This window comes from Ensifer sp. EB106-03-01-XG145 (genome assembly GCF_058792075.1).
Window position 1 is genome coordinate 297,701 of record NZ_JBYTEC010000003.1, and the last position, 21,236, is coordinate 318,936.

Sequence of the window (21,236 nt, forward strand, 5' to 3'; positions counted from 1 at the left end):
CCTTTCGGAAGATTGCAAAGCCCGGATCGTCGATCCGGGCTTTTTTGCCGGTTACATGCCCGGGCGGGAGAAGTCGCCGGTCGTGGGATCCATGATCCAAAGCTCGCCGGTCGAGATGTCGAACCAGGCGCCGTGCAGATGCAGCTTGCCCTTGGCTTCGAGGATCTGAACGCAAGGAAAGGTGCGCAGGTTGGCAAGCGAGTTGCGGATCGAGACCCGCTCGAGCGCACGCTGCCGCTCCGCCTGGGTCATGACGTCGTTGCTTTGGATCTGCTCGGCGGCCGGCTTCAGGAGGTTCATCCAGCGACCGATGAAATCGCCCGACGACAAGGGCTCGGCATCCGGATCGAGCGCCGCCTTGATACCGCCGCAGCGGCCATGCCCCATGACGACGATGTCGCTGACGCGGAGCGACTGCACGGCGAACTCAAGCGCGGCCGACGTCGAATGGTAATGGCCGTCCGGCTCATAGGGCGGCATGAGATTGGCGACGTTGCGCACGACGAAGAGTTCACCCGGCCCGCTGTCGAAAATCGTTTCCGGCGCCGCCCGCGAATCGCAACAGGCGACAACCATTGTCCTCGGCTTCTGGCCGGTTTCCGCTAGCACCTTGTAGCGCTTCTGCTGTTCGCTGAAGCGGCCATTCATGAAGTTGTGGTAGCCGTTCAGAAGGTGGTCCGGAAAACGCTGCTGCTGCTTGTCCATCGATTACTCCGCTGCTGCTTCGAGCGGGATGAGCGGAATTCCGCCCGCATCACGCCCCGCCATGAATATCATCATGACCTAAAGTTCAATCCACGATGCCACAAGGGCTGCTGCCCATGAACAGTTTCTTCTATTTGCGCCGCATCTGATTCGGGTGCACCAGGCGGCGCATCTGCACCATCGCCATCGGCGTCGAAAGGCTCGACGCGTCCTGCTCGATTGTCAGCTCGTCGGCACCGCGCTTGACGCTCCGCGCGATGATTTCGAAGACGCTTGCAGTCGCCATCTGCAATGCTCGCTCTTCCGATAGTCCTTCGAGAAGCCGCGCCAGAAACAGGGCAGTCAGCAAGTCGCCGGTGCCATTCGGCGGGTTCTCGACGAGCCGATGTTCGGCGAGCAGTGCGTGATTGCCCGAGAGGAAGAGATTGCCGGTACCGCCGCTCATCATCGGCACCGCCGAGGTCACCAGCACGCGGGCCGGACCGAGGCCGAGAGCGGCATCGAGGATCGCCGTATTGGTCTCCAGCGTCGCGCCGGCGAGCCAGGCGAGCTCGAAGCGGTTCGGCGTCGCCAGGTTGGCAAGCGGCAACAGTTGGTCGCGGATGGCCGTCGCGGTCGCCTCCGGGACATAGAGCCCGCCGGCATCGCCAATGACGGGATCGCAGGCGTAGATCAGCTTGGGATTACGTTCCCTGAGAGTCGTCACCAACCGCACAACGCCTTCGGCTTGGCCGGGCGATCCGAGATAGCCCGAAAGCACGGCGCGCACCTCGCCGACCCAGGGCGCGGCAATGAGGTCGTCGATCATCGACTGGAAATCCGCGTCTGAAATGGTGACGCGGGTCGAGCGCCCGTGTCCGGGATGCCAGGGAAGAATGACCGTCGGCAGTGCCCAGACCGGATGCCCCAGCGTCTCCAACGCGAACACCGCGGCCCGGTTGCCGACCTTGCCACGCACGACATGGCTCGAGATGACGATGACGGCGCCGGGCAGGGAGGGCATTTCGGGCATCGACGAGTCCAATCCTTCGATCTAGAAACTCTGATCACCCGACTGTCACCGCCCTGTCAACAGGCGATGGCAGATACGTCCGGTGGAAGCCGCTGGCGTTTTCGTGCTTTTTCATCGAATTTCGAGCAATTTTCGCGAAATCGCCTTCGATTTAAATGGATTTAAGCTGTTTTCACGTGAAATTCTCCAATTTTCGGCTCGATTTTGCCGAAATCGGCGTAAAAAGCGGTCGCCATTAGCCATGGTTCTGATAGGGTTTGGCCTATCATGAGTGGGAGAGACTTCATGGGCGTGAAATACAATCCGAAGCGGGACAGACACATCGACGCAGCAAAGGCGGCCGCCATCAAACTGGGCGTCGACGCGCTGGCGCCGGAGAGCCTCTTCGGTGGGGCCAGCAACGACGACCTCGATCTTTATTCGGCGGACATGCTGGCGCTGATTGCAGCCCATGCGCATCGTGAACTCGCCCGCTGGGATGGCGGCAAGCCGCAGGTTTCGGTCGAAACCGTCGCCGGCGTCGCGCCGGGTGGCACCGAGGTTTCGATCATCGCGATCACCGAACACAACATGCCGTTCCTCTATGATTCGGTCATGGGGGAAATCACCAGCACGCACCGCGATATCCACCTCGCGATCCATCCCATCCTGGTCAAGGAACCGGGCAAGCCGGTAAAACTCTTCGATCCGGAAGAGGCAAGCGATCCGGCGCACCGCGTCAGCCACATCCAGATCCACTTGACGAAGCTGGCGCCCGTCGAAGCCGAGCAGCTCAGCAACCGCATCCGCGACGTGCTGGAGCAGGTACACCAGACGGTACACGACTGGCCGGCGATGACGGCGCTGCTCGACCAGGCCGTGCAGGAACTCGAGGCCTACAACGCCTCGCGCAAGAAGAGCGACCGTGATGAGGCGCTCGCCTTCCTTCGCTGGCTGCGCGACAACAACTTCACCTTTATCGGCATGCGCGAGTATACCTACTCGGGCAAGGGCGGAAAGGCGACGGTCGAGCGCGGCAAGGGCAGGGGCCTCGGCATCCTCTCCAACCCCGACGTGCGCGTTCTGCGCCAGGGCAAGGACGCAGTACTGACCACGCCGGAAATCCTCGCCTTCCTCGACGGCCCCGATTTCCTGATCGTCACCAAGGCCAACGTGAAATCGGTCGTCCATCGCCGCGCCTATATGGACTATATCGGCATCAAGCGCTTCGATGCCGACGGCAATGTCGCCGGCGAGTTGCGCATCGTCGGCCTGTTCACTTCCTCGGCCTATACCCGCCAGGCGGCTGAAATCCCGTTGCTGCGCCACAAGATCGAGAAGATCGTCGACCATTTCGGCTACGACCCGCAGAGCCACTCCGGCAAGATGCTGGACAACACGCTCGAATCCTATCCGCGCGACGACCTCTTCCAGATCGATGTCGGTCTGCTCGCCGCCTTCTGCGAACAGATCAACGAACTCGGCGACCGGCCGCGCATCCGCGTCCTGCCGCGCATCGACCATTTCGACCGCTTCGTCTCGGTCATCGTCTTCGTGCCGCGCGAACAATATGATTCCGACGTACGCGAAAAGATCGGCGACTACCTGAAGACCGCCTATGACGGCCGCGTTTCGGCTTATTACCCGGCCTTCCCCGAAGGCGGTCTGGCGCGCGTGCACTTCATCATAGGCCGCACCAGCGGCAAGACCCCGCGCATTCCGCAGGCCAAGCTTGAAGAGGCCGTTCGCGGCATCGTCACGCGCTGGATCGATCGGTTCGACCTTCTCGCCCGTAAGGACGGCATCGAGCTTGATGTCGACGGCGCCTACCAGTCGTTCTTCACGCCGGCGGAAGCCTATGCCGACCTTGCAGACATTGCCGCCTGCAAGGCGGAAGATCCGATCCGGATCTCGTTCTACAACTATAACCGCCCGGTCAACCGTCCTGACACGGCCGAGCTGAAGATCTTCCATGCCGGCGAGCCCGTGTCGCTGTCGCGCCGCGTGCCGCTGCTGGAAAACCTCGGCTTCCGGGTCATCAGCGAACAGACCTACGACCTCAATGTCGGCAGGCACGGCGAGGACAAGCACCGCGTGGTGCTGCACGACATGGAGCTGATCCATCGCGACGGCCTTGCGCTCAATCTCGAAAAGTCGGGTGCGGCGCTGGAGGAAGCCTTCCTCGCCGCCTGGAACGGCACGATCGAGGACGACAACTTCAACCGGCTGATCCTGCTTGCGGGCCTCAATGCCCGTGAAGTCACAGTGCTGCGCGCCTATTCCCGCTATCTGCGCCAGGCCGGCATCACCTATTCGCAGGGCTATATCGCCGACACGCTGAACAAGTATCCGGCGATCGCAGCCGATATCTTCAAGCTGTTCGTGACCCGGATGGATCCGAAGCTCGAGGAAAAGCCGCGTGCAAAGAAGTGCAGCGCCCTGCTTTCCGCGATCGAGGACGCGCTGTCTGCCGTTCCGAGCCTTGACGAGGACCGCATCCTTCGTCGCTACGTCAACGCGATCGAAGCGACGCTCCGGACCAACTACTTCCAACATGGCGCCGACGGCAAGCCGCGCGCGGTTCTCGCCTTTAAGCTTGACCCGAAGCAGCTCGACGGCCTGCCGGAACCGCGTCCGTTCCGCGAAATCTTCGTCTACGGCACCGAGGTCGAGGGCGTTCACCTGCGCTTCGGCAAGGTCGCCCGTGGCGGCCTGCGCTGGTCTGACCGCGCCCAGGACTACCGCACGGAAGTGCTTGGCCTCGTCAAGGCGCAGCAGGTCAAGAACGCCGTCATCGTGCCGGTTGGCGCCAAGGGCGGCTTCTATCCGAAGCAACTCCCCGTCGGCGGCACCCGTGACGAGGTCTTCAGGGCCGGTACCGAAGCCTACAAGACCTACATCCGCACTCTGCTTTCGGTGACTGACAACATCGTCAGCCAGGATATCGTGCCGCCCGCCGATACGCTGCGCCGCGATGGTGACGACCCCTATTTCGTCGTTGCCGCCGACAAGGGCACTGCGACCTTCTCCGACACGGCCAACGGCCTGGCGCAGGAAGCGGGCTTCTGGCTTGACGACGCCTTCGCCTCGGGCGGCTCCGCCGGCTACGACCACAAGAAGATGGGCATCACCGCCCGCGGCGCCTGGGAGACCGTCAAGCGGCACTTCCGCGAGATGGACATCGACATCCAGACGACGCCCTTCACCGTTGCCGGCGTCGGCGACATGTCCGGTGACGTCTTCGGCAACGGCATGCTGCTCTCGGAGAAGATCCGCCTGATCGCGGCCTTCGACCACCGCGACATCTTCATCGATCCGAATCCGGATATCGATGCCTCGTTCGCCGAGCGCACGCGCATGTTCGCTCTGCCGCGTTCGAGCTGGCAGGACTATGACCGCAAGACGCTCTCCGAGGGCGCGATGATCATCTCGCGTGCCGAAAAGTCGGTGACGCTCACGCCTCAGGCGATGGCCGCCATCGGCCTCGACAAGCAGAAGGCAACGCCCTTCGAGATCATGAATGCGATCCTGAAGAACCAGGTCGATCTGCTATGGTTCGGCGGCATCGGCACCTACATCCGCGGCAGCAACGAAACGGATGCGGAAGTCGGCGACCGCGCCAACGATGCCATCCGTGTGACGGCCGAAGAGGTCCGCGCCCGCGTCATCGGCGAGGGCGCTAACCTGGGCGTTACCCAGAAGGGCCGCATCGGCTTCGGCCTCAATGGCGGCCGCTGCAACTCGGACGCCATCGACAACTCGGCCGGCGTCAACTCCTCCGACGTCGAGGTCAACATCAAGATCGCGCTTGCTTCGGCCATGCGCGATGGTCGCCTGACCCGCCCGAAGCGCAATACGCTGCTCGCCTCGATGACCGAGGAAGTGGGCCATCTGGTGCTGCGCAACAACTACGAGCAATCGCTGGCGATCTCGCTGACCGCGATGCAAGGACTCGGCAACCGGACGACGCTTGGCCGGCTCATGACGCGCCTCGAGGCCGACGGCCATCTCAACCGCAAGGTCGAGACGCTGCCGACCGACCAGGCGATGACCGAGCGCTACCAGGCAGGCAAGCCGTTGACCCGCGCGGAAATCGGCGTGTTGCTTTCCTACTCCAAGCTCGTTCTCTTCGATGAACTGATCGCGAGCGAACTGCCCGACGATCCGTACTTCACGGCAACGGTGGAGCGCTACTTCCCGGCGAAGATGCGCAAGACCTATGCCGGCGACATTCACGGCCATCGCCTGCGCCGCGAAATCATCGCGACGATCCTCGCCAACGAGGTCATCAACCGCGGTGGCCCGGCTTTCGTCTCGACGCTGACGGATGCGACCGGCTTCTTCTCGGCCGACGTCGTCAAGGCCGCTGTGCTGGCGCTCGACGGCTTCGACCTGCCGCGCATCTATGACGAGATCGACGCACTCGACAACAAGATCGGCGGCGGCCTGCAGAACATCCTCTACCAGGAAGTCGGCCGCATCTTCACGCTCGTCACCGAGCGGGCGCTGCGGACCCATGCAGCGACCGGCTCGGTCTCCGAAGCCGTATCGCGCCTCGGCGACGGCCTGCAGAAGCTGCGCGCTACCATGCGGACCGCCGTCTCCGGCGAGAGTGCTGAAGAGGCCCGGTTGAAGACGGCTGCCTTCGTCGAGGGCGGGGTACCCGTCAAGCTCGCCGAGGAGATTTCGGAACTGGCGTTGATGACGCTCGTGCCCGAGATCATGCAGATTGCCGCTGAAACCGGTGAAACGCTGAGCCGCACGGCCCAGGGCTACTTCGCCGTCACCGATACGCTTCGGATCAACCGCCTGCTTGCGGCGTCCGATCGTGTTCCGGCAACGGAGCAGTTCGAGGCAATGGCTCTATCGCGAGCCGTATCCGATATCGCCGCCGCGCGGCGGGATATCACCGCGGCAGCGCTGCGCGAGCAGAAGAAGGACCGCAATCCGGTAGCCGCCTGGGAAGAGGCCGAACGCGTCCGTGTCGCCCAGGCGACGGGCCAGCTGCGGCTCCTGACCGAGAAGGGCGAAACGACGCTCGCCAAGATCACCGTTGCTGCTGGTCTGCTCAATGACCTCGCACGCGGTAGGGCGAAGTAAGACAGTTTATCCCGTACCGATCGGCGCGGGTTGGATGGATCCGACCCGCCTGAACGGGACAAATGCAGATGCGGGCAGTTTTTTCGTCCGCATCCTGCTCTGGACCTTTTGGAATCGGTGGGATTGAAGATAGGCTGCGCCGCGCGTTCGAGAGGACGCGCGGCGCAGTCGTTTCGGGAGGGGACCTTGCAGATTTCGGCCGAGAGGACTGAGGAACAACCGCGGGCGTCGCGCGCGGGCATCGCTGGCTGGATGCTGTTCGACTGGGCGGCGCAACCCTTCTTCACGGTCATCACCACCTTCATCTTCGGCCCCTATTTCGTCTCGCGACTGACGGAGGATCACGCCGTCGGCCAGGCGATGTGGGGCTACACACTCACCGTTTCCGGCATCATCATCGCGATCCTTTCACCGGTTCTCGGCTCGATTGCCGACGCGACCGGGCCGCGCAAACCTTGGATCGCCTTCTTCGCGGTCATCAAGATCATATCGCTGGCTATGCTTTGGTTCGCAGCCCCAGGCTCGCCGATCCTCTACCCGGCGATCTTCATGATCCTCGCAAGCATCGCGGCCGAGTTCTCGATCGTCTTCAACGATTCGATGATGCCCCGCCTCGTCCCGGAGAAAGACGTCGGCCGCATCTCCAACATCGCCTGGGGGCTCGGCTACCTCGGCGGCATGATCGTGCTGATCGCCGTCGTGGCACTCCTTGCCGGCAGCCCCGAGACCGGCAAGACGGCAGCCGGCATCGATCCGTTGTTTGGTCTCGATCCTGCCAAGGGAGAGGATGCGCGCATCACCGGCCCGATCTCGGCGCTTTGGTACCTCGTCTTCATCCTGCCGATGTTCCTGTTCACCCAGGATGCGACTAAGGCGACCATGTCGCTTGGCAAGGCAACCGTCACCGGCCTTCGGGAATTGAAGGGCACGCTCGGCGAACTCAAGGAAAGAACGGGCATTCTGCGCTTCCTCATCGCGCGCATGATCTTCCAGGATGGCGTCAACGGCCTTCTGGCGCTTGGCGGCACCTTCGCCGCCGCAATGTTTGGCTGGCGGACGCTGGAACTCGGCATCTACGGCATCATCTTGAACGTCGTCGCCATCGGCGGCTGCCTCTATGCAAGCAGGCTTGATACGCGGCTCGGCTCCAAGGTCATCGTCACTGCCAGCCTGATCTGCCTGACATTGGCAACGATCGGCATCGTCTCGACCGGCCCGGGCTTCACCCTGTTCGGTCTCATGCCGCTGTCGACGGAGGATACCGGGGGCCTGTTCGGCACGGCGGCTGAGAAGGCCTACATCCTCTATGGCCTCTTGGTTGGCATAGCCTTCGGCCCGGTTCAGGCCTCGTCGCGTTCATATCTTGCCCGCAGCGTCAGCCTGGACGAGGCCGGGCGCTACTTCGGTCTCTATGCGCTTTCCGGCCGCGCCACGTCGTTCCTTGCCCCTGCCTCGGTCGCGACGATCACGCTTGCCACCGGTTCGGCCCGCATCGGCATGATGGCCCTCATCGCGTTTCTGGTCGTTGGCCTGTTGATCCTCCTGCGCACGCCCTATCCGGCTGACGACGGGCGCAAAAAAACCGCCGCATCCTTCGGACGCGACGGCCTCTGACTTGTCGTTCACGCGCCTTAGTGGCGGAAGTGGCGCATACCGGCGAAGACCATGGCAACGCCGTGCTCGTTGGCAGCGGCAATCACCTCTTCGTCACGCATCGAGCCGCCCGGCTGGATGACGGCGGTGGCACCCGCCGCGATCGCTGACAGCAGACCGTCAGCAAAGGGCAGGAAGGCTTCGGAGGCGACAGCGGAGCCCTTGGTGAGCGGCGTTGCGAGACCGAGCGCCTTCGCCGCCTCCTCGGCCTTGATCGCAGCGATGCGGGCGGAATCGACGCGGCTCATCTGGCCGGCGCCGATGCCGGCGGTCTGGCCATCCTTGGCATAGACGATCGCGTTCGACTTCACGTGCTTGGCCACCTTGAAGGCGAACTTCATGTCCTCGAGTTCCTGGGCCGTCGGCGCGCGCTTGGTCACGACCTTGAGCTCGAGATCTTCGACCATGCCGTTGTCGCGCGTCTGGACCAGCAGGCCGCCGGAAACGGTTTTGGCGGCAAGACCGGGGATGCGCGGGTCCGGCAGGCCGCCGGTCGAAAGCAGCCGCAGGTTCGGCTTGCGGGCGATGACCGCCTTGGCCGCATCGCTGACAGACGGTGCGATGATCACTTCGGTGAAGAGCTTGACGATTTCTTCCGCCGTTTCGGCATCGAGCTCCTGGTTGAGCGCAATGATGCCGCCAAAAGCCGAGGTGGAATCGCAGGCAAGCGCCCGGCGATAGGCTTCCGCCAGCGTCGGCGCCGTCGCAACGCCGCAGGGGTTGGCGTGCTTGATGATGGCGCAGGCCGGCGCCTTCTCGGGTAGGAATTCGGCGACCAGTTCGAAGGCCGCGTCCGTGTCGTTGATGTTGTTGTAGGAGAGCTGCTTGCCCTGCAGCAGCGTTGCCGTGGCGACGCCCGGGCGGTTCTCGCCGGTGAGATAGAACCCGGCCTTCTGATGCGGGTTCTCGCCGTAGCGCATCTCTTCCTTGAGCACGCCGCCGATTACCCGGTGGCGCGGCATCGGCGTATCGAGCGCCTCGGCGAACCAGTTGGAGATGGCTGCATCGTAAGCCGCGGTGCGGGCATAGGCCTTGGCCGCCATCTTCTGGCGGAAGGCATAGGTCGTCTTGCCGGCAGCAAGCTCTTCCAGAAGAACCGGATAGTCGGCCGGATCGGTGACGATCGTCACATAGGCATGGTTCTTGGCCGAGGCGCGGATCATTGCCGGGCCGCCGATGTCGATGTTTTCGACTGTGGTCGGATAGTCGCCGCCCTGGGCGCGGACTTCTTCGAAGGGATAGAGGTTGATGATCGCAAGGTCGATCGCGGTGATGCCGTGCGTCGACATCGCGGCGACGTGATCGGCATCGTCGCGGATCGCGAGCAAGCCGCCGTGCACGCCCGGGTGCAGCGTCTTCACGCGGCCATCCATGACTTCAGGAAAGCCGGTCAGTTCGGAAACGTCGCTCACCGGCAAGCCGGCCTCCGACAGCGCCTTGTGCGTGCCGCCGGTCGATACGAGCCGGATGCCCTTTTCGTGAAGAGCGCGCGCCAGATCGACGACGCCTGTTTTATCGGACACGGAGAGGAGGGCGGTGCGGACCGTAACCTCGTTCGGGGCGGGGATTTTCTTGGAGGCGACAGCCATCAACCATGCTCCTTTAGCGGCGCCGGACGCCCGGGAGGAGGCTCCGGCGGTTGGGATGGCTGCCCGTTAGCATAGCTTGTCTGCCGAAGGAACCTCAACGAGACGGCAACGCTAAAATAAGCACCTCAGTTCGCGCGCGAGAAGGTCCACTGGATCTCCGGCTGGCGGGCGACGGCGAAGGTTACGGTCAGTTGCGACGACGCGCGGATGCCCGAGGGATCGGCAAAGAAGATATCCTCTTCCACCGCAAGCTCCCCGTCCTGGCAGGCAAAGAGCCAGATCTCGCCATCCGGCGCGGTCAGAAAGATCTCGCGCGCATTATTCTGGCGGATGCCGACGGCCGGATGGATGTGGAAGCGCGCCACCGCCGTGGCCGTATTGGCCTCGTCCGGATCACTGCCATCTGCCCGCGACAGCCGGTCTCGACCACGGATCATACGGCCGCCGTTCAGGACGCCGATATCACGTTCGTGGACCAGGTCGAAGGCAGCGAGATAACCATCGTGACTTGCCGTCACCGACTCCAGCCCGCCGGGCTCGTCTTTCCGCGCCACCGTTACCTTGGAAACGCCTGTCGTCATGATCGGCCCCAGGAAACGGGACTGCGAGAAACGCGAAGAGGACGTGTCGTTGACGGTGACCGTTGAATGCGCGGCGGTCGTACGCGACATCTGCCGGAAACGGTCGCCGGCAAACTTCGGCGCGCCGGAATTGACGACAAAGCGGGTCTTGCCCGAGGACATTTCGAAGGACAGGCAGCCGGCATGAGCGCTGCGCGAAAGATCGACGGAAAGCGGCCGGCCGGTATCCATGATGACGACCGTGTTCTCGATCGCCAGACGCTCGTAATGCGCATGGGGCAGTGAACGGAACGGTTCGCCTGCCGTCTCGTCATAACGCAGCACCGAGGCCAGTTCGTGCGCCAGGACCGACGTCGCGCCGTTGAACAGCGCGAGCTCGCCGCCCTGATGGCGGAAAAAGCGCAGGGCCGGATACATGCGGTCGATGCAGGGGATCAGCCGCGACGGCACGTCATGGCCGAGATTGACGTAGGTCTGCCGAAGCGGCAGCAGATCGAGCAGCAATTCGAGCCCGGCCCGGGGGCTACGCGAGCAATGGCTGCCATCCGGCAGGATCTGGCGATCGAGTTCGAGGTCGAGATGGCGCGAGGCTTTGCGAATGGCGCTCGGCGAAGCTGGCATGGCGACCGACGCCATGGCAAGCGCAAGCCGCACCCGAAGCCTCGCCTCGCCATCGCGCACCGTCTCGGCGATATGGCGCAGGTAGCGCACCTGAAGCGCGAGACTCTTCAGGAAACGGCGATAGAAACCATGCTCCGCATTGCGCAAAACAACGGGCGAGTGGGAAAGCCAGGCAATGATGCGCTGGGCGATGATATCCGGATCCCAGGCAATGCCGCCGAGATCGCGGCCATGGGTGGCGATCCAGTCGTCGACGATCTGGCGCAAACGCACGTAGCCGGCATCCTCGCGGATCGCACGCAGGTGCCTCAGCCAGCCGAAGGAGTGCAGACGCGCCGCGAACTCGCGCGACGGCAGGTCGATCTCGAACGGCGATTCGCCTTCCGTATCGACAACGCGGCCGGCAAGCGGGAAACGACCAGCAAGAATTTCTTCGGCAACAAAGGGATCGACGGCTCTAAGATCGGTGGGCGCGACGATCAGGCGGTTGGGCGTCGAGCCGGTAAAGCGCAAAGTGGAGACGCGACCGATCGATAGCCGGCGCGACACGCGGCGCCAGCCTTCACGCACATACAGGTAAGAAAGCCTCCGCCTGCCGGAAAACAACATCAAGGTCGCCGGTTTCCTTATTTCTGGCACGACCGCTCAACATCTGAACGGGCGATGGTCTCGCGCCAGCCGCCGCATGGTGTCAGAGAGACCGTTAAACTTTTATCAATATTGTCGTCTTTGATAGGCCTCTGGCGCGATAGCGTCAAATGACGCGGCAAAACAGGGCCTTGAGCCCCATTTTGACCGACTCAACTTCGGTTGGCGCTGCTATTTGCGGCGAATCACCGCCGCGTAGAAGCCGTCGAGACCACTGGCAAAGGGCGCGTCGAGCGGGAACATCGCCGGCGTGGTGCGCATTTCGCCGAGCGGCGTGATTGCGTCCTCCAGCCCCGGCCAGTCCGCAGCCGAAATCGCAACCCGTTCATAGGCAGCACCGGAACCGATCACTCGCTCAACAACCTCTTCGCCTTCGAGCGGATCGAGAGAGCAATTGGAAAAGACGACGATGCCACCGGGCTTGACGACGGTGAGCGCATGGCGGAGCAGCCGCTCCTGCAAGGCGGCGAGCTTTGCGATATCCTCCGGCCCCTTGGTCCACAGCACGTCGGGGTGACGACGTGTCGTGCCGGTGGAAGAGCAGGGTGCATCGAGCAGGGCCGCATCGAATAGCGTTTCCGGCTGGAAGTCGGCCATGTTGACTTCCTTCGTCTCCGCCTCCAGGCCAAGCCGCTTCAGATTGCCCTTCAGCCGACGCAGACGGCTGCCGGACTGATCAAGCGCCGTCACTTCGGCGCCGGCAAGGATGAGCTGTGCGGTCTTGCCGCCCGGCGCGGCACAGAGATCGACGACCCGCTTGCCGCTGAGGTCGCCGAACAGCCGCGCCGGTATCGACGCTGCAGCATCCTGAACCCACCAGGCGCCATCGTCGAATCCGGCTAAGGAAGGGATGGAGCCAGAGAATGCGCCGAGACGGACCGAACCTGTCGGCAAGACGATGCCACCAAGACGCTCGGCCCAAGCTGCGGGCTCAGACTTGACCGACAAATCGATTGCCGCCGGCGTCAGCTGCGCATCTGCGATCTGTTGCGCTGGCCCAGCGCCATAGCGGGCGACCAGGCGCTCGAAGAACCAATCTGGCATCGCCGGGACATCACGCATACCTTCGAGAATGGCATCCTTTTCACGTGACAGGCGCCGAAGAACAGCATTCACGAGATTGGCGAAACGCCGATTGCGGGGATCCGCCTGCGCCTGCTCGACGGCGAGGTCGACGGCCGAATGATCAGGCACATCGAGATAGAGGATCTGCGCTGCCGCGACGGCAAGCACATGATCAAGCGCGCGCGCGCCCTCCGGCAAAGGCGTCTGCAGCAGCGAATTGATGGCGGCCTGGATGCGCGGGAGATGGCGAAGCCCTGAGTTCAGGATCGCCCGCACCAGAGCACGGTCGGCCTCACTGAGTTCGCGATAGGCCGGATTGCCGTGCTCGCTGTCGAGCATGCCGTCGAGCGACGTCTTGCGGTCGATCACCGCGCCGAGAATCTTGGCGGCGGCCTGACGTGCTTTCAGCCCCGGTTTTTCCGGGCCGCGAGGCGAATCGGCGGCTTTTTTCGATTTCGCTGCGGCGCCGTTTCGGTGCGATCGTTTCGGGGGTGAATCGTTCTTGTTATCTGCGGACATCAGGACCAGGGACCTTTGGGTGGTTCGGAACCACCGCGACCCCAACCGGTAGAGGGTACAGAGCGCGATTTGCGCACCGGATTATCAGCCCGAACCGGCGGCGTCGAGACCGAAGACATTTCCTGGGCCATCTGCTGCAGGGCCGCAATCCGGTTTTCGGTGTTCGGATGGGTCGAGAACAGGTTGTCCATCCGCTCGCCGGAGAGCGGGTTGATGATGAACATATGCGCCGTCGCCGGATTGCGTTCGGCGTCGTCATTGTGAATCTGCTGCGCCGCACCGGCAATCTTCTGCAGCGCCGAGGCCAGCGCCATGGGCTTGCCGCAGATCTCGGCGCCGCGCCGGTCAGCCGAGTATTCACGGGTACGGCTGATCGCCATCTGCACCAGCATCGCCGCCATCGGCGCCACGATCATGGCGACCAGCGTGCCGATGAAACCGAGCGGATTGTTGTTTTCACGGTTGCCGCCGAAGAAGAAGGCAAAGTTGCCGAGCATCGAGATCGCGCCGGCAAGCGTCGCCGTCAGCGTCATCGTGAGGGTATCACGGTTCTGCACGTGCGCCAGCTCGTGCGCCATGACGCCCGCCACTTCATCATAGCTGAGCGCATGCAGCAGGCCGGTGGAGGCGGCAACCGCGGCATTTTCCGGGTTGCGACCGGTGGCGAAGGCATTCGGCTGCGGGCTATCGATTACATAGACGCGTGGCATCGGCAGGCCGGCATTCCGGGCAAGGTTCCGCACGATGCCATAATACTCCGGTGCGCTGCGCTCATCGACTTCCTGGGCGCGATACAAGCGCAGCACCATCTTGTCGGAGTTCCAGTAGGAGAAGAAGTTCATGCCCGCAGCCATGACGAAGGCGATCATCATGCCGCCGCGTCCGCCGATGACGAAGCCCACCGCCATGAACAGGGCGGTCATGACTGCAAGCAGCATGGCGGTGCGGACAAGGTTCATCTAAGTCTCCGGATCGTCGATGTTTCACGTGAATCAGGGTTCCCGTTGTGGGAACGGCATCCTATATGATGGGTGCAAATGCCCCGTTCTTCAATATTGATGCTCGAATCCGGATACCGTTCAGATGCAGAACGACAATGACAACGCTCCCGATCGCCCGAAACGGCCACTGCCGCCCGCAGCCATACGCGCGCTGAAGGAAGCCGAAGAGCGGCGTCAGGCGGAAGAGAAGAAGGAACTGCCACCAGAGATCGGCGGGCGCGGCGGTGAAGATCCTGCCCGCTACGGCGACTGGGAGATCAAGGGTCGGGCGATCGACTTCTGAGTCAGGGACTGCCGTCTGCCAGCCCTTTAGCCGCGGTCTGAATCCGGCTCACTAAGTTGCGGCGTGCGCAAATAACGTCTTAGATCAAAGCGAAGCTTATTTGTTTCAGTGGAAACGGCCACTGCGCACCCAAGAGATGCGCGGCGGCCGCAAGGGATCAGGCCTTGTTCTGACGGTTGGCGATCAGGTCGTCGACGACGGCCGGATCGGCGAGCGTCGAGGTATCGCCGAGCGCACCAAAATCGTCTTCGGCGATCTTGCGCAGGATGCGTCGCATGATCTTGCCAGAGCGGGTCTTCGGCAGACCCGGTGCGAACTGGATCTTGTCCGGCGTAGCGATCGGTCCGATTTCCGAACGGACGTGCTTCACCAAGGCCGCGCGAAGATCGTCATTGCCGATTTCGCCGGCCATCAGCGAAACATAGCAGTAGATACCCTGGCCCTTGATCGGATGCGGATAGCCGACGACGGCGGCTTCCGAAACGAGGTGATGCGATACCAGCGCCGATTCGACTTCTGCCGTTCCGAGACGGTGGCCGGAAACATTGAGAACGTCGTCAACGCGACCGGTGATCCAGTAATAGCCGTCCTCATCGCGACGGCAGCCGTCACCGGTGAAATACTTGCCCTTGTAGGTGGCGAAGTAGGTCTGGCCGAAGCGCGCGTGATCGCCGTAGATCGTGCGCATCTGGCCGGGCCAGCTGTCGGTGATGCAGAGGTTGCCGTCAGCGGCGCCCTCAAGCACGTTTCCTTCATTGTCGACCAGCTGCGGCTGCACACCGAAGAACGGCCGGGTGGCGGAACCGGGCTTGAGATCGGTTGCGCCCGGCAGCGGCGTAATCAGGATGCCACCGGTCTCCGTCTGCCACCAGGTATCGACAATCGGCGACTTCTGCTCGCCGACGACGTTGTAGTACCACTCCCAGGCTTCCGGGTTGATCGGCTCACCAACCGAGCCGAGCAGGCGGAGCGACGAGCGCGACGAGCGCTTGACGAAGTCGTCACCGGCACCCATCAACGAGCGGATCGCCGTCGGCGCCGTGTAGAAGACGTTGACCTTGTGCTTTTCGACCACTTCCCAGAAGCGCCCAGCATCCGGGAAATTCGGGACACCTTCGAACATGACGGTCGTCGCCGCATTCGCCAGCGGGCCGTAGACGATATAAGAGTGGCCGGTGACCCAGCCGACGTCGGCCGTGCACCAGTAGACTTCGCCGTCGCGGTAGTCGAAGACATATTCATGCGTCATCGACGCATAGACGAGGTAACCGCCGGTCGTGTGCAGCACGCCCTTCGGCTTGCCGGTCGAGCCTGAGGTATAGAGGATGAACAGCGGATCTTCCGCCTTCATCTTCGCCGGCTCGCAATGCGGCTTCACCGTGGCGATTTCCTGGTGATACCAGAGGTCGCGGCCAGGCGCCCAGGCGGTCTTGCCGCCGGTGCGGCGGACCACGAGCACCTTGTTGACGATGACATGCTGCTTGGCCGCGATGTCGATCGCGGTGTCGGTGTTTTCCTTGAGCGGTACCGGCTTGCCGCCGCGCACGCCCTCATCGCAGGTAATGACGAAGGTGGATTCGCAGTCGACGATACGGCCGGCAAGCGCATCCGGCGAGAAACCGCCGAAGACGACCGAATGGATGGCACCGATGCGGGCGCAGGCAAGCATCGCATAGGCCGCTTCCGGGATCATCGGCATGTAGATGGTGACGCGGTCGCCCTTTTTGACGCCGTGCTTCTTCAGCACGTTGGCGAGGCGACAAACCTGCTCGTAGAGCTGGTTGTAGGTGATCTTCTTGTCGATATAGGGGTTGTCACCTTCCCAGATGATTGCCGTCTTCTCGCCATGCGTCTTCAGGTGGCGGTCGATACAGTTGTAGGAGACGTTGGTGAGGCCGTCTTCATACCACTTGATCGAAACCTTGCCCTTGAAGGAGGTGTTCTTGACCTTGGTATAGGGCTTGAACCAATCGATCCGTTTGCCGTGTTTGCCCCAGAACTTTGCCGGGTCCGAAACACTCTCCTCATACCACTTCAGGTAAGTGGCATTGTCGAGCAGCGTCCGGCTCTTGGCAGACTTCAACACCGGATAGATTTTGGCGGACATATTTTCCTCCCTACGCATTCCTAGTGCGGCTCGCCACTCCCAGGGCCAGCCCGTTTCGCGGACATACATAGCAGGTCAAATGCCCGCCGCAATTAGACAAAAGGACATTTGGAACTGAAGAATTGCAATTTTGAGACAAGGACGGTATAGAGGCCCACATTTCCCGGAAATCAGTGGTAGACTCCACGGCCCGCGACACCGGCGCGGCGGACAAAAGGACTATATCCATGGCTCAGCAACTGCTTATGCCCAAGGCAACAGCCGTCTGGCTCGTTGACAATACCGCGCTGTCCTTCGACCAGATCGCGCAGTTTTGCAAGCTGCACCCGCTTGAAGTAAAGGCGATCGCCGACGGTGAATCCGCGCAGGGCATCAAGGGCCTCGACCCGATTGCCACGGGCCAGCTTTCGCGTGACGAGATCGCTCGCGCAGAAGGAAACCCCAACCACAAGCTGAAGCTTTCCGAGCCGAAGGTCCGCGTTCCCGACTCGAAGCGTAAAGGTCCGCGGTACACCCCGGTTTCCAAGCGCCAGGATCGCCCCAACGCCATTCTCTGGCTCGTTCGCAACCATCCCGAGTTGAAGGACGCGCAGATTTCGCGCCTCGTCGGCACGACCAAGTCGACGATCGAACAGATCCGCGAGCGCACCCACTGGAACTCCGCCAACTTGACGCCGATGGATCCGGTGACCCTCGGCCTCTGCTCGCAGATCGACCTCGACCTCGAAGTCGAACGCGCCTCCAAGGGCCGCCCGCTGCCGACAGCTGCCGAACTCGGCCAGACGCTGGAATCGGCTCAGGAGACCGAAAAGCTGGGCTTCAGCTACGAGCGTGAGGAAGAGAAGGAAATCGACGCCGATGCCGTCTTCGCCAAGCTCAAGTCGCTGAAGTCGGACCGCAAGGACGAGGACGAAGACGATCACTATTGATCGCCGTCCAGCTCGATGAAAAAAGCCCGGATCGTCGATCCGGGCTTTTTTGTTGGGCAGCGTTCAATATGTGTTCAGTAAGCCGAACCGGATGGATCGTTGAGGTTGTGGCGCTCGGTCCCTTTAAGCGGCGGATTGAAGATGCTGACGAGGATCAGATCCTCGCCCTTGCCGCCGCGCAGATAGTGTTTGTCGTGCTGGTCCAGCACGTAGATGTCGCCCTTGTTGATCGGGAAGATCTTGCCCTGCATGTCCTCGACCTCGCCGTGGCCGGCGATGCAGTAGCAGGCCTCCAGATGATTGCGGTACTCGAGCAGAGACACCGTGCCGGCGCGCACCACGGTGTGGCAGACGGTGAAGCCCATGCCATCCTTCTCGGTAAGCAGCCGATGACTGGTGCCGCTGCCCCATTCGACGAAATGATCGGTTGCTTCGATCTGCTGCAGGCTGCGCACGAACATGGCTCTCTCCATCTGTAAGGATTTCTAATGTTTTCGGGTGAGGATTCCGACCCGCTACCGGGATAGTCCCAGTATCCGTTGACAGCGGCACCCAATCAAACGACGATTCCTCAAGGGATTGATGAGGATAATTTACAGATGATGATGCCACCACTTGGCATGCTGCGCGCCTTCGAAGCCGCGGCGCGTTTGGCAAGTTTCTCCCGTGCCGGCGACGAACTGCACGTGACGCATGCGGCCGTCAGCCACCAGATCCGGCTGCTGGAGGAGTGGTTCGGCCGGCCGCTGTTCGTGCGGGAGAAACGTGGTGTGCGGCTGGCGGCGGAAGCCGAGAGCCTGGCAGCAGCGCTGACCTCGGCTTTCGAGCGCATCGCCGCGGAAACCGAGTTGCTGCGGCTGAATGCCAAGGCGCAAGTGAGCGTCGCCTGTATTCCCTCGATCGCCACCCGCTGGCTGATACCGGCACTCGGTGAATTTCTCGGCCGACATCCCGAGGTCGACGTCAAGGTCGTCTATGCCATGGCCGAACAGCAATTGCGCGAAACCGGCTGTGATATCCTCATCACTCTCGGCGCCGATACGAGCGAAGGGACGCGGTCAGACCGGCTGTTTTCGCGAATCAATCGGCCAGTTGCGAGCCCCCGTTACATCGAACGGAAAGGTGAGTTGAGGGCAGTGCAGGCGATCGCTTCCGCCGATCTGCTGCACGACGAGACAACCTCGCGCTGGCGCGATTGGTTCGCCAGGGCACGGGTGACGACGGGACAAAGCCTGCGAGGCCCCATCTTCCAGGACTTCAACCTTCTCGCCACGGCCGTCATCGCCGGCCATGGCGTGGCCCTTTGTCCGGTCGAGGTCTTCCGGCGCGAAATCGAAAGTAGCGACCTCGTGATCCTCTCCGACATCGCCACTCTCGAAGACGAGAGCTATTTTCTCATCACCAAGACCGCGCGCTCAAAGGCAGTGTCAATCTTCAGCGACTGGTTCGCGACCGTCGTCAGGTCTTGATGCAAGCGCAGTGGCGCTCACATCATAAGCCGGCTCAGGACGTCGCTAGATGCCGATTCCCCGGCCATGCAGCGCCAACGTGATCTCGTCCAGGACAACCGGATCGTCGATCGTCGCCGGCATTTTCCAGGGTTGGCGATCGGCAATCCTCTGGATCGTCGCCCGCAGGATCTTGCCCGACCGCGTCTTCGGTAGTCGCTTGACGCAAATCGCCAGGCGGAAGGCCGCCACCGGCCCGATGCGCTCGCGCACGAGGCTGATTACTTCGCGTTCGATCTCCGACGTTTCACGGGAAACATTGGAATTGATGACGAGGAAGCCCGCTGGCACCTGACCCTTCAAATCATCGGCTATCCCGATCACAGCGCATTCGGCGACATCAGGATGGCTGGCGCAGACTTCCTCCATTGCCCCGGTCGAGAGGCGGTGACCGGCGACGTTGATGATGTCGTCGGTGCGCGCCATGATGAAGATGTAACCATCCTCGTCGAGATAGCCGGCATCGGCGGTCTTGTAGTAACCGGGGAATTCTTCGAGATAGGCCGCGCGGAAACGATGGTCGGCATTCCAGAGCGTCGGCAGACAGCCGGGCGGCAGCGGCAGTTTTACGACGACATTGCCGAGCGTGCCCGGGTCGACCGGATGTCCGGCATCGTCGAGAATCTGGACATCATACCCTGGCAGTGGGACCGCCGGAGAACCGTACTTGACCGGCAGCAGGCCGAGGCCCATGGGATTGCCGGCCACGGGCCAACCGGTCTCCGTCTGCCACCAGTGGTCGATAACAGGCACCCCAAGCGCCTTCTCCGCCCAGCGGATCGTATCCGGATCCGCCCGCTCACCGGCAAGGAACAGCGCGCGGAAGCGCGACAGGTCATAGCGGCCGACATAGGACGCGTCGGGATCGTCCTTGCGGATCGCGCGCAGAGCGGTCGGCGCCGTAAACATCACCACGACACCATGCTCGGCAATGATCCGCCAATAGGTTCCGGGGTCAGGCGTGCCGACCGGCTTGCCCTCGAAAAGGATCGAGGTGCTGCCGTTGAGGAGCGGGCCATAGACGATATAGGAGTGGCCGACGACCCAGCCGATATCGGAGGCGGCCCAGAATACCTCTCCCGGCTGGACGCCGAAGAAGTTCTCCATGGACCATTTGAGCGCAACCATGTGGCCGCCATTGTCGCGCACCACGCCCTTGGGCTGGCCGGTGGTGCCCGACGTATAGAGCACGTAAAGCGGATCGGTTGAGGCAACGGGCGTGCATCCGACCTCTTCACCCTCCTGCTTCGCCGCCGCCAGCGCCACAGCGAAATCGATGTCGCGTCCCTCCATCATGTCCGCTTCCGCCATCTCCCGTTGGAAGACGAGGCAATGCGCCGGCTTGTGGGTCGCGATCTCCAGCGCTGCATCGAGCAGCGGCTTATAGGCGACGGTTCGGCCGGGTTCGATGCCGCAGCTTGCGGACACCACGAGCTTAGCCTGGCAATCGTCGATGCGCACCGCCAGTTCGTTGGCGGCAAAACCGCCGAAGACCACCGAATGAACGGCGCCGATGCGGGCGGCGGCCAGCATGGCAACCGCCGCCTGCGGGATCATCGGCATGTAGATGATGATGCGATCACCCTTGCCGACACCGAGCTTCCGATAGACGGCAGCCAGTGCTGCCACATCGGCAAGCAATGCCGCATAGGAGATGCGCTCGACACGGCCGGTGACCGGACTGTCATAGATGAAAGCGATCTGCTCGCCGCGCCCGGCTTCGACGTGGCGGTCGAGACAGTTATAGCAGGTGTTCGTCGAGCCACCGGCATACCAGTGCCCATAGGTGCCGCCCGCGGCATCGAAAGCGCGTTGCGGGCGTTCGAACCAGTCGATGGCGTCGGCAGCACCGGACCAGAAACCTTGCGGATCCGCCTTCCAGGCGGCGTACACTTCGGAATAGCGACTCGCCATTTCCGTTCCTCCCTATGCATTT

14 protein-coding genes are annotated in these 21,236 nt (G+C 62.6%); 5 read left to right on the forward strand and 9 right to left on the reverse strand.

Going from position 1 to position 21,236, the window contains the following annotated elements; genetic code table 11:
• Nucleotides 1–51 precede the first annotated feature (51 nt).
• A complete protein-coding gene (locus tag AC3WWH_RS11985; RefSeq protein WP_057251997.1) occupies nt 52–705 on the reverse strand; it encodes a carbonic anhydrase in 654 nt (217 codons plus the stop codon).
• Nucleotides 706–835: 130 nt separating this feature from the next.
• Complete coding sequence (pdxY, locus tag AC3WWH_RS11990) at nt 836–1,717, reverse strand: pyridoxal kinase PdxY (protein WP_058321638.1); 882 nt, start codon at nt 1,715–1,717, stop codon at nt 836–838.
• 285 nt (nt 1,718–2,002) lie between these two features.
• Between pdxY and AC3WWH_RS11995 the strand changes: the two genes are divergently transcribed.
• Both AC3WWH_RS11995 and AC3WWH_RS12000 read left to right on the forward strand, forming a co-directional pair.
• Nucleotides 2,003–6,796: an NAD-glutamate dehydrogenase gene (locus AC3WWH_RS11995; protein ID WP_058321637.1), complete on the forward strand. Its 4,794-nt coding sequence runs from the start codon at nt 2,003–2,005 to the stop codon at nt 6,794–6,796.
• Nucleotides 6,797–6,982: 186 nt separating this feature from the next.
• Nucleotides 6,983–8,410, forward strand: a complete 1,428-nt coding sequence (locus AC3WWH_RS12000) for an MFS transporter (RefSeq protein ID WP_058321636.1) — start codon at nt 6,983–6,985, stop codon at nt 8,408–8,410.
• A gap of 17 nt (nt 8,411–8,427) precedes the next feature.
• Here the strand turns inward: AC3WWH_RS12000 and purH are convergent, their stop codons facing one another.
• The 4 genes from purH to htpX all read right to left on the reverse strand — a co-directional run bounded on the left by purH (nt 8,428) and on the right by htpX (nt 14,431).
• The gene (gene purH / locus AC3WWH_RS12005) at nt 8,428–10,038 is read right to left on the reverse strand and encodes a bifunctional phosphoribosylaminoimidazolecarboxamide formyltransferase/IMP cyclohydrolase (RefSeq protein WP_058321635.1); all 1,611 of its coding nucleotides are present in this window, start codon (nt 10,036–10,038) and stop codon (nt 8,428–8,430) included.
• Nucleotides 10,039–10,163: 125 nt separating this feature from the next.
• Nucleotides 10,164–11,849: a heparinase II/III family protein gene (locus AC3WWH_RS12010; RefSeq protein ID WP_058321634.1), complete on the reverse strand. Its 1,686-nt coding sequence runs from the start codon at nt 11,847–11,849 to the stop codon at nt 10,164–10,166.
• 210 nt (nt 11,850–12,059) lie between these two features.
• Entirely contained in the window at nt 12,060–13,472 is a 1,413-nt protein-coding gene (locus tag AC3WWH_RS12015; RefSeq protein WP_058321633.1) for an RsmB/NOP family class I SAM-dependent RNA methyltransferase, read from the reverse strand.
• The gene (gene htpX, locus AC3WWH_RS12020) at nt 13,472–14,431 is read right to left on the reverse strand and encodes a zinc metalloprotease HtpX (protein WP_058321632.1); all 960 of its coding nucleotides are present in this window, start codon (nt 14,429–14,431) and stop codon (nt 13,472–13,474) included. The genes AC3WWH_RS12015 and htpX overlap by 1 nt, the downstream gene beginning before the upstream one ends.
• A gap of 124 nt (nt 14,432–14,555) precedes the next feature.
• Between htpX and AC3WWH_RS12025 the strand changes: the two genes are divergently transcribed.
• Nucleotides 14,556–14,756 carry a DUF1674 domain-containing protein gene (locus tag AC3WWH_RS12025; RefSeq protein WP_058321631.1) on the forward strand — a complete coding sequence of 67 codons (201 nt, stop codon included), beginning with the start codon at nt 14,556–14,558 and terminating at the stop codon, nt 14,754–14,756.
• A 157-nt stretch (nt 14,757–14,913) separates the two neighbouring features.
• On the opposite strand, the gene acs is transcribed toward AC3WWH_RS12025, so the two are convergent.
• Entirely contained in the window at nt 14,914–16,863 is a 1,950-nt protein-coding gene (acs, locus tag AC3WWH_RS12030) for an acetate--CoA ligase (protein WP_057252006.1), read from the reverse strand.
• A gap of 227 nt (nt 16,864–17,090) precedes the next feature.
• On the opposite strand from acs, the gene AC3WWH_RS12035 reads away from it, so the two are divergent.
• The gene (locus tag AC3WWH_RS12035) at nt 17,091–17,792 is read left to right on the forward strand and encodes a DUF1013 domain-containing protein (protein WP_043624204.1); all 702 of its coding nucleotides are present in this window, start codon (nt 17,091–17,093) and stop codon (nt 17,790–17,792) included.
• A 74-nt stretch (nt 17,793–17,866) separates the two neighbouring features.
• On the opposite strand, the gene AC3WWH_RS12040 is transcribed toward AC3WWH_RS12035, so the two are convergent.
• Complete coding sequence (locus AC3WWH_RS12040; protein ID WP_057252007.1) at nt 17,867–18,253, reverse strand: ectoine synthase; 387 nt, start codon at nt 18,251–18,253, stop codon at nt 17,867–17,869.
• A gap of 141 nt (nt 18,254–18,394) precedes the next feature.
• Between AC3WWH_RS12040 and AC3WWH_RS12045 the strand changes: the two genes are divergently transcribed.
• Nucleotides 18,395–19,261: a LysR substrate-binding domain-containing protein gene (locus tag AC3WWH_RS12045; protein ID WP_058321788.1), complete on the forward strand. Its 867-nt coding sequence runs from the start codon at nt 18,395–18,397 to the stop codon at nt 19,259–19,261.
• 45 nt (nt 19,262–19,306) lie between these two features.
• On the opposite strand, the gene AC3WWH_RS12050 is transcribed toward AC3WWH_RS12045, so the two are convergent.
• Nucleotides 19,307–21,214: an AMP-binding protein gene (locus AC3WWH_RS12050; protein WP_058321630.1), complete on the reverse strand. Its 1,908-nt coding sequence runs from the start codon at nt 21,212–21,214 to the stop codon at nt 19,307–19,309.
• Nucleotides 21,215–21,236: the final 22 nt, after the last annotated feature.